General features: G+C 77.8%; 5 protein-coding genes and 1 tRNA gene. 2 read left to right on the plus strand and 4 right to left on the minus strand.

Annotation, left to right across the window (positions count from 1 at the left end):
• Together ABD067_RS13405 and ABD067_RS13410 are read right to left on the minus strand one after the other, a co-directional pair.
• Positions 1 to 3556 (minus strand): type I polyketide synthase (locus ABD067_RS13405; RefSeq protein WP_343895813.1); only part of this gene is annotated, 3556 nt, incomplete at its 3' end.
• Positions 3553 to 4842 carry a glycosyltransferase family 4 protein gene (locus tag ABD067_RS13410; RefSeq protein WP_343895814.1) on the minus strand — a complete coding sequence of 430 codons (1290 nt, stop codon included), beginning with the start codon at positions 4840 to 4842 and terminating at the stop codon, positions 3553 to 3555. The genes ABD067_RS13405 and ABD067_RS13410, both read right to left, overlap by 4 nt.
• Positions 4843 to 5086: 244 nt before the next feature.
• On the opposite strand from ABD067_RS13410, the gene ABD067_RS13415 reads away from it, so the two are divergent.
• Positions 5087 to 5161, plus strand: a tRNA-Thr gene (locus ABD067_RS13415).
• A 327-nt stretch (positions 5162 to 5488) separates the two neighbouring features.
• On the opposite strand, the gene ABD067_RS13420 is transcribed toward ABD067_RS13415, so the two are convergent.
• Positions 5489 to 6343 carry a class I SAM-dependent methyltransferase gene (locus ABD067_RS13420; RefSeq protein WP_343895815.1) on the minus strand — a complete coding sequence of 285 codons (855 nt, stop codon included), beginning with the start codon at positions 6341 to 6343 and terminating at the stop codon, positions 5489 to 5491.
• A 46-nt stretch (positions 6344 to 6389) separates the two neighbouring features.
• A complete protein-coding gene (locus tag ABD067_RS13425) occupies positions 6390 to 7709 on the minus strand; it encodes a hypothetical protein (RefSeq protein ID WP_343895816.1) in 1320 nt (439 codons plus the stop codon).
• A gap of 477 nt (positions 7710 to 8186) precedes the next feature.
• Here ABD067_RS13425 and ABD067_RS13430 point away from each other — a divergent pair.
• Positions 8187 to 9334: glycosyltransferase family 2 protein (locus ABD067_RS13430; RefSeq protein WP_343895817.1), on the plus strand; the 1148-nt coding region annotated here is incomplete at its 3' end.

Raw genomic sequence — 9334 nt, forward strand, 5'->3', positions numbered from 1 at the left:
GCCGCACGCGCTGGAGCCACACGCCTTCCACCACCGCCACCGCGCCGCCCGAAGCGTCGCGCAGCGCAAGGTCGGCCGCGGCGCCGCGCTCGCCGCGCGCCGACAAGCGGACGCGCGCCCCCGCGGCGGGGCCGCCCCCGCGCCGCCAGACCAAGCGGGCGAACCGCACCGGGACCAAGCCGGCCGGGTCGTCCGCCGCAGCCGCCGCACCGTCCGGCCGAAAGCCGATCAATGCCTGCAACGCGCCGTCCAGACGCGCGGGGTGGAGCAGGAATTCGGAGTCGGCCGGGGCCGCCGGCGGCCGGCGCAGTTCGGCTTCGGCGACGCCCGCCGCCGGGTCCGCTTCCAGCGCGGTGACGGCTTGGAAGGCGGGGCCGTAGTCGAGCCCTGCCGCCGCGGCGGCGGCGAGCAGCGCGCCCGCCGGGACGGCGCCGCCGTTCGCCAACGCCGGCGCCGCCCCGTCCGGCAAGCGCGGCAGCGGCGAAACGCGGCCCGTCGCGTGCAGGGTCCAGGGCTCGTCCGAAAGCCGCGCGCGGCTGCGCAGGGAGAAGGCGCCGTGCTCGTCCAGGTCCGCGCGCAGCTCGCGCGGGCGCTGCTCGGCGTCCAGCGGCAGGGCGTGGAGGATGGCGAAGTCGCGCGCCTCCAGCGCCGGCGCCTCCGGGTGGCGCGCGTTCCCGGCGGCGAGCGCCATCTCCAGCATCGCCGCGGCCGGCAGCACCGGCCGGCCCAGGAAGCGGTGGTCCGCGAGCCAGGGCTCCAGCGCGGTGTCGAGCAGGCGCGTCCAACGGCCCGGCTCGTTGCCCTCGCGGAAGCCGAGCAGGCGGTGTTCGGGAACGGGGTCCGTCAGCCGGCGCGCTTCGGCGCTGGGCGTGTGCCAGATGCGCCGCCGGTGGAACGGCGTCGCAGGCAGGCCGCGCCGCGCCGCCGGCCCGGCGAAGGCGGGCGCGCCGCGCGGGTCGGCGCGCGCGGCGAAGGCGCGGTCGGCGATCGCCGGGAACGGGTCGGCGCCCGCCGCCGCCTCGTCGCGGCGGTTCAGCGTCGGCAGCACGGCCGAGTCCGCGGAGTCGCCCCGCAGGCACTCGCGCAGGTAGCCGAGCAGCACGGGGTTCGGGCCGATCTCGATGAACAGCGCCGGCCCGCCGGCCATCGCGGCGGCGCGGCGCACGGCTGGGAGGAAGGCCACCGGCTCGCGCAGGTTGCGCCACCAGTAGGCCGGCCCGCACTCCCCCAGCGGCCCGCCTGTCACGCTGGACACCAGCGGCACGCGCGGCGCGGCCCCCGCGGCGAGCCCGTCCAACTCCCCCAGCAGCCCGTCGCGCACCGGGTCCATGGCGGCGGAGTGGAACGCGTAATCCAGGTCGAGTTCCAGGAAGGCCCAGCGCCGCGACGCCGCGGCCTCGCCCAGCCGGCGCAGCAGCGGCGCCGGCCCGGCGACGGTGATCGAAGCGGGCGCGTTGACGGCCGCGACCTCCAGCCCGCGCCCCGCCTCCGCCCCGCACGCGGCGAGCACCGGCAGCGCCTCGTCGGCGGAAGCGCCCAACGCCGCCATGCGCCCGGCGCCGCGCGTGCGCTGCTGGTGCCGGCTGCGCGCGTGGACCAGCCGCGCCGCGTCGGCCAGGCCGAGCAGGCCGGACGCGGCGGCGGCCGCCACCTCGCCCACCGAATGGCCGAGGCACAGGTCGGGGCGGATGCCCTCCGCCGCCAGCGCGCGGACGATCCCGTGCTGGACCGCGAAGAGCAGCGGCTGCGCGCGGTCGGTCGCGGCCAGCGCCGCGTCCGGCACGCCCGCCGCCAGCGCCTCCGCGACCGACCAACCGAGCCGCGGGGCGAGCGCCGCGTCGGCTTCGAGCACGCCGGCGCGGAAAGCGGCGCTCCCCGCCATCGCGTCGCGGCCCATGCCGGCCCATTGCGCGCCGTTGCCGCTGAACACGAAGGCCACGCGCCGCCCGCCCGGCGGCGCGGCCTCGCTCGACGAAGCCGCGGCGTTCGCCGCGCCCGCGCGCCAGGCCGCGAGCGCGCCCAGCAGTTCGGGGCCGCTTTCCCCGCGCGCCGCGAGCCGGTGCGGCAGGAGGTCGCGCTGCCCGGCGGCGCCACGCAGCAAGGCCGGCAGCGCGGGGGCCCGCACGGCGGCGAGCGCGGACTGCCAGCGCTCCGCCAGCGCGTCGAGCGCCGGGACGGAGTACGCCGAGAGCAGCAGCGGCGGCAGCGCCGCGTTCGCGGCTTCCCCGGCCGGGGCGGCCCGCGGCGCCGGCGCGGCGGCGAGCAGCGCCGTGGCGTTGGTGCCGCCGAAGCCGAAGCTGTTGACGCCCACCACGGCGCGGGCGCGGCGCGGCAAGGGCTGCGGAGCGGTCGGCACCCGCAAGCCTAGCGCGGCGAAGTCGATCGCCGGGTTGGGCGCGTCGAAGTGCAAGGAGGGCGGGATGCGCCCGTGCTCCAGCACCAGCAGCGCCTTCAACAGCCCGGCCATGCCGGAAGCCGGCTCCAGGTGGCCGATGTTGGTCTTGGCGGAGCCGACCGGCAGCGGCGCCTTCCGGTGCCGGCCGATGGCCTCGCCGAGCGCCGCCGCCTCGATCGGGTCGCCCGCGGCGGTGCCGGTGCCGTGCGCCTCGAAGTAGCCGACGCGCTCCGGCGCCACGCCGGCCTCGTCCATCGCCTGCCGCAGCAGCGCCGCCTGCGCCGCGCCGTTGGGCAGCGACAGCCCCACCGTGCGCCCGGCGGCGTTGGTGCCCGTGGCGAGCAGCACGGCCCGCACCGGGTCGCCGTCGCGCAGCGCGTCCGCGAGCGGCTTCAGCACCACCACGCCCGCGCCTTCCGCGCGCACGTACCCGTCGGCCGAAGCGTCGAAGGCGCGGCAGCGGCCGGTGGGCGAGAGCATCCCGGCGCGGGAGAAGCCGAGGAACGGGTACGGCGAGAGCAGCAGGTTCACGCCGCCCACCAGCGCCGCCGGCATCCGCCCCGCGCGCAGCGCCTCCGCCGCCAGGTGCAGCGCCACCAGCGACGAGGAGCAGGCGGTGTCCACCACCTGCGCCGGCCCGCGCAGGTCGAAGGCGTTGCCGACGCGGTTGGCGAGGATGGACAGCGCGCTGCCGGTCATGAAGTACCGGTCGCCCGAGGCCGGGTCGCCTTGCCGCAGGTCGGCGTAGTCGGTGAGCGACGCGCCGACGAACACGCCCGCGCCGGTGCCGGCGAGGCGCGACGGCGGCAGGCCCGCGTCGTCCAGCGCCTCGGCCGCGACCTCCAGCAACAGGCGCTGCTGCGGGTCCATCTCCGCGGCCTCGCGCGGCGAGATGCCGAAGGCGCCGGGGTCGAAGCCGGAAACGTCGCCCAGGACGCCGGCGGGGAAGCCGGCCGCGCGGCCGGGCTCGCCGCGGCGCGGGTGCAGGAAGGCGGCCTGCGTGAAGCGGTCGCCCGGCAGGGTCGTCACCGCGTCCCGCCCCTCGGCCAGCAGGCGCCAATAGGCGTCGAGGTCCGGCGCCCCGGGCAGGCGGCAGGCGGCGCCGACGATGGCGACGGGCATGGGGGAGGGGAGGCGGCCGCGCCCGGCGCGGCGCCTCATGCCGGAACGCCTTCCAGCGCGGCCGCCCGCGTCGGCGCGGCGGCGCCCCTCGCGCTTGGGCCGCGCACCACCCGCTCCAGCAGCGCGTCCACGGCGTCGAAATGCGCGTCCCAGCCCGGCGCGCGCCAGCCCTGGAGGCGCGAAAGCTGCGCGGCGCGCGCGGCGGAGCCGGGTTCGGCGTAGTCCAGCACGGCGCGCCGCCACGCGGCGCCGTCCAGCGGGTCGAGGTAGTCTGGCACCGCGCCGCCCACCTCCCGCAGCGCCGGCAGGTCGGAGCAGAGCGCGGGCACGCCGAGCGCCAGCGCCTCCGCCAACGGCAGGCCGTAGCCCTCCGCGAAGGAGGGGAACAGCAGCGCCCGGCTGCCCGAAAGCAGGGACGCGACCTCCGCGTCGCCCGGCGTGCCGCATTCCCGCACCAGCCCGCGCAGGGCGGAGCAGCGGTCCAACAGGTCCAGGATGTTCTCGTTCTCCCAGCCGCGCCGGCCGAGCAGCAGCAGGCGCGGCGCCCGGCCGCCCAGGCGCGCCGCGAAGTCGCGCCAAAGGTGCAGCAGCAGCAGGTGGTTCTTCCGCGGCTCGATGGTGCCGAGGCAGACGAAGTAAGGCGCGCCGTCCGGCGTCGGCGGAAGCGGAACGGCCGCGCGGCGGGTGCCTATGCCGAGCGGCGCCACGGTGACGGTTGGCGCGGGCAGGCCGCGCGACGCGAGCTCCCCGCGCAAGCTGTCGGCCGTCGCGGCGGAGTTCACCACCACGCCGTCCGCCATCGCGGCGACGGTCGCCACGCGCGCGGCGTGGCGCTTCACCTGCGGCGGCCGGGCGTACTCCGGGTGGCTCAGCGGTATCAGGTCGTGGACGAAGGGGACGAAGGCGGCGCCGGCGCGGCGGAGCGGCGCGATGGCCGCGGCCCGGTCCAGCGCGCGGTGCGAGACGAGGAGGAACACGCTCGGGCCGCCGGCCGCTCCGCGCGGCGCGGCGAGGGCGTCGCGCAGCGCCCGCTTGCCGGCGCCGACGCCCAGGCCGGCCAGGATCGGCAGCGCGGCGCGCCAAGCGTGGCGCCGCGCGCCGGCGGCGCCGTCCCAAGCCGCCTCGATCGCGTCCAGCAGCGCCGCCAAGGCGGGGCGCGGCACCGCCGCGAAGCCCCCGGCGGGGATCTGCGCCGCGAAGGTGCAAGCCTTGGGCGGTTGGGCGGCCCACCGCTTCGCGTAGGCCATCTCGACACGGTCTATGCCCGAAGGCGCGGCGCGGCGGACGCTGAACAGGAGGCGCGAAACGTCCAGGATGACGTGCACGGGTTTTCGCCTGCCCCCTCGTAGGACGGAGCGGCTGCGGCCCGAACCGACCCGCAATCAACCCGCCGCCTTCGTGCTCACTACGCGGTGCGCGACGACGCGGTCAATCGAACGAACGCATCGTAATCACCCGACAACATTGCAGGCGCGGCGCGGAGGGCGGCGCGTCGCGGACGCGCTCCAGGTAAAGGCTTGCGGCGCCCCGGGCCAAGCATTAGGAAGGCGCCTCGCCCCGCGGCCCGGCGCTGCTGTAGCTCAGTGGTAGAGCACTCCCTTGGTAAGGGAGAGGTCGACAGTTCAATCCTGTCCAGCAGCACCAGCGCTTCCGACGGCATTGCCGACTTGGCGGCCTCCGGCCGGAACGATCGGGCGCGGCCGAGCCGGCGGGACGACGCCTCCGCGGCGTCGTCGCCCGGAGCCGGGGACGCCGGGCGCACGGACGGGGCGCCCATCCGCGCCGACGGCGCGCGGTGGACCGGCGCGGCGCGTCGTGCCCGGCATCCCGGAGCAGGAAAGGCGGCGTCCGACCGCGGCCAAGCACCCTTTCGAGCGGCCGCTGGCCGGCTTCGGGTTCCGGCCGCGGCGCACCGTCACGGCCCGCCCCGCCGCTGCCGCTCGCAGGCCGGCCCCGGGGCCGAACGCGCCGTCACGGCGCGCGCCGGAACGCGAAGACGGCGCCGTCCCACAGCGCGAACGGGGTCGCGCCGGCCACCTCCAGCGCCATGCCGTGCGCCTCCGCCCAACGCGCGGCGTCGGCGCGGTCCCGGTCCGGGTCGCCGCGGTAGGACAGGTTGAGCGCGGCGAGCGCGCCGCCCGCCCGCAGCGCGCGGGCCGCCCCCGCCACGTGCGCGTCCGCCACCCCGGCCTGCACGAGGTAGGGGAAGGAGTCCACGGCCAGCACCAGGTCGAACACCCCCGCGGGCAACGCCGAAAGGTCCAGGCCCGGCGTGGTTTCGAACCGCGCGTTGGGCAGGCCCGCGTGGCGCCGCCGGGCCTCCGCCACCATGCCGGCGGACACGTCCAGGCCGAGCACCGACCGGCAGCGCGGCGACAGCGCCGCCGCCACGCGGCCGAAGCCGCAGCCGAGGTCCAGCACGTCCGCGCCGGGCCGGAGCAGGTCCGCGCCCTCCAGCCAGCGCACCGCCTCCGCCGTGGCGGCGGCGAGTATCCCCGGGTCGCCGAGCGAGTAGAGGGCGACCGCGGCCTCGGGCGAATGGGACACCGCGCGGTCGAAGAAGGCGGCGATGCGGGCGACGCCCCCCGCTCCGGGCCCGCCCAGCGCGGAGTGGTCGCCGCCCGTTTCCGCGATCTCGGCGGCGAGCCGGTCCAGCGCCGCGTCGTGCCCGTCGAGCAGCCGGCGCATCGCGCCCCAGCGCGGGCCCGGCGGCTCGGGCCGGCGCGCGTCCAACTCGGCGCGGATGCCTGCCGCCGTTTTGCCGCCCAGCAGCAAGCGGGCCAGCGCCACCTCGGCCGAGATCCGCCCGGCCAGGCACGACCCCACGGCGTCCTCCGCCGGGGGGAGGACGCCGTGGGGAGGGGTGGCCGGCTCAAACGGCACGGAGCCCCGGACCGGCCGCCGCGGCGGCCGGGCGGGGAGGCGCCGGCAGCCACCCCAACTCCTCCAGCCGCGCCCCGTCCCGCAGCAGGAAGCGGTCGCCGATGTCGGCGCGCCAGCGGAGGTCCGGGGCGATGACGTTGCGCGCCCGCGCCCGCGCCCCGGCCTGCGCCTCCTGCACCGTGGCGCCCGTGCCGGTCACGACCATGGCGCGCCCCGTGCGCCGCCGCGCCAGCAGCCGTCCGCCTTCCAGCCGCACGTCGCAAGGGTGGTGGTGCCGGGCCATCTCCTCGGCCCCGGGCGGCTCGCGGAAGAACAAGGGCAGGTCGTCCTCGGGCGGGCTGGCCGCGTCCTCCTTCGGGAAGGGCGGGACGGTGAGCACGATGCCCACGGACCAGCCGGGCAGAACGGCGAACCCTTCGTGCCCGCCGCCGTCCAGCATCCGCCCGAGCAGGTCGCCCCAGCCGTCCCGCTGCAAGGGCGCCAGCACGGCGAAGCCGGGGTCGCCGAAGCGGCAGGTGAACTCCAGCGGCCAGGGGCCGCGCTCGTCGACGATCATGTTCAGGTTGACGTAGCCCACGTGCCCCGCGCGGGCCAGGGAGGGCGCCACCCGGTCCAGGGTGGCCCCGAACAGCCGCTCCGCGCCCTCGAACCCGGCGAGCGTCCCCATCTCGGTCGTCATCTCGCCCATCTCGCCGGGGAAGAAGCGCTTGTGCTCGAAGTCGATGCAGGCCGGGCGCAGGAAGCGCCGTCCGTCGAAGTAGGCGCCGACGCCCACCTCCACGCCCTCCAGCCGCTCCATGAGCAGCACGCGGCCCGGCGGCGTGCGCCCCAGCACCCAGCGCAGGTCGTCGCCCGCCGGGTGCTCGCCGACGACGGTGGCGCGCGCGTTGTTGTCGTGCTTGAGCACGAAGCGGCCGGGGTTGCGGGCCAGCCACGCGGCCGCGTCCGCCGGGCCGGGGAAGGCGACGCTCCTGGCGGTCCGCAGCCCGGCGTCGCGCAGGACGCGCTGCCCGAAGGCGCGGTCGTACTCCAGCCGGTCCCCGAGCGAACTGCCGCCGACGACCCGGTACCCCGCGGCGCGCAACTCGTCCTGCAACGCGCCCTGGCCCACCCTCTCGAACAGGACCACCCCGCCCTTACCGACCCAGCCCAGCTCCGCGCGCCAGTCGGCGACGGTTTCGACGAGGCCGCCGAAGGCGCCGGCGGAGGCAGGGCCGGAGGCGTGGACGCGGACCTCGTGCCCTTCCCGCATCAGGCCGAGGTAAAGGCTGCCCAGGTCCACCCTCGCGCCGATGCCGAGCACGCGCATGCTTCCTCCCTTCCCGTGCCCGGGCCGCGCCCACCGGCACGGACGGCCGGGTCGGGACCCGCGTTCCTCCGCATCCGGCAGCGCGGTCATGGACCGTGCAAGGATGCGGCCGTTGATGCCGACAAGGAAACGGCCGGGGCGGGTCGCGGGTTCGGCCGCCATCCGTCCGGCTTTGGTCCAGCCGCGCCCTTCGGGCCAGCGACCGTCGAGCGGCGAGCCCCGCCACCGAAAGGGGCCGGGCGCCGAAGCGGTCTGGGTGCCCCGGCCCAGGAGCGGTAAGGGGGCCTCCACAACCGCTTGGGGAAACGCCGTGCTCGTTCTGGTTTGTGCGCCCGATAGCAACGCCCGCGCGCCGGGGGCGAAGGGGCCGCGCCGCCGCCCGGAACCGCGAACCGGGGCTGCGGCGCCCAACTCCGCCGCCGCCGCCCGGCGCCGCCGCGCCGCGTCCTGGCGCGTCCGGCCTTGAGCCGACCGCCGATGGCGCCCCCGACGGAGGGGCTGGGGCCGCGCCGGGCCGTCGTGGCCTCGCTCGCCGCCGCCGTCGCGCTCGGGCTGCTCGCGCTGGGCTGGGAGGTGCTGGCGGCGGGCGGCTGGACGGTGTGGGAAGCGCTGATCCTGCTCTGCCTGGCGGCGAACGCGCCCTGGCTCGGCCTTTCCGCGGCGACGGCGCTCGCCGGCCTCGCCATCCGCCTGCTCGTTCCCGATCCAGCGGCGTTCGTGCTGCCGGCGTTGCGCCGGGCGGGCGGCGGGCCGCTGCGCGACCGCACGCTGCTCGCCGTTTGCGTGCGGCTCGAGGACATGGGCGCGGTCCTGCCGCCCTTCGCCCGGCTGCTGCAAGAACTGCGGACGGCGCACAGCGACCGCTTCGCCCTCGGCATCCTGTCCGACACCCCGGCGGGCGAGGCGGCCGATGCGGAGGCGGCCGCCGTTGCCGCGCTGGCCGCGCGCTTCCCCGAAGGCGTGGTGCTGTACCGGCGGCGGGCGGAGAACGCCGGCTTCAAGGCCGGCAACCTGATGGACTTCCTCGACAACCACGCGGCCGGCTTCGACCACGCGCTGGTGCTGGACGCGGACAGCGCCATGTCGGCCGAGGCGGTCGCGCGGCTGGTGCGGGTGATGCAGGCCGACCCGGGAATGGCGGTCCTGCAATCGGGGATCGCCGGGCGCGGGGCGGAAACCCGCTTCGCCCGGCTCTACGACTTCGGCCTCCGGCACGGCGCGCGGGCCTGGACCGCGGGCCAAGCCTGGTGGCAGGGGCCGGAGCAGCTCTGGTGGGGCCACAACGCCCTCCTCCGCATCGCAGCCTTCCGCCGGGACGCGCGGCTGCCGCTGCTGCCGGGCGGCGAGTCCATCCTCAGCCACGATTACGCGGAATCGGCGATGCTGCACGCCGCGGGCTGGGCGGTGCGGGTGCTGCCGGAGGACGCGGGCTCCTTCGAGCGCCACCCGCCCGACCTGCTGGCGCTGTTCGGCCGTGACCGGCGCTGGGCCGCGGGCAACCTGCAATACCGCCACCTGCTGCGGCGGCCGGACTTCGGCAGGCTCGGCCGGTTGCAGATGCTGGAAGCCTTCCTCTACTACGCCTTTGCGCCGCTGCGCTTCGCCGTGCTCCCGCTCGCCGCCCT

The organism is Craurococcus roseus (genome assembly GCF_039523795.1).
In the GTDB taxonomy this organism is placed as follows: Bacteria; Pseudomonadota; Alphaproteobacteria; order Acetobacterales; family Acetobacteraceae; genus Craurococcus; species Craurococcus roseus.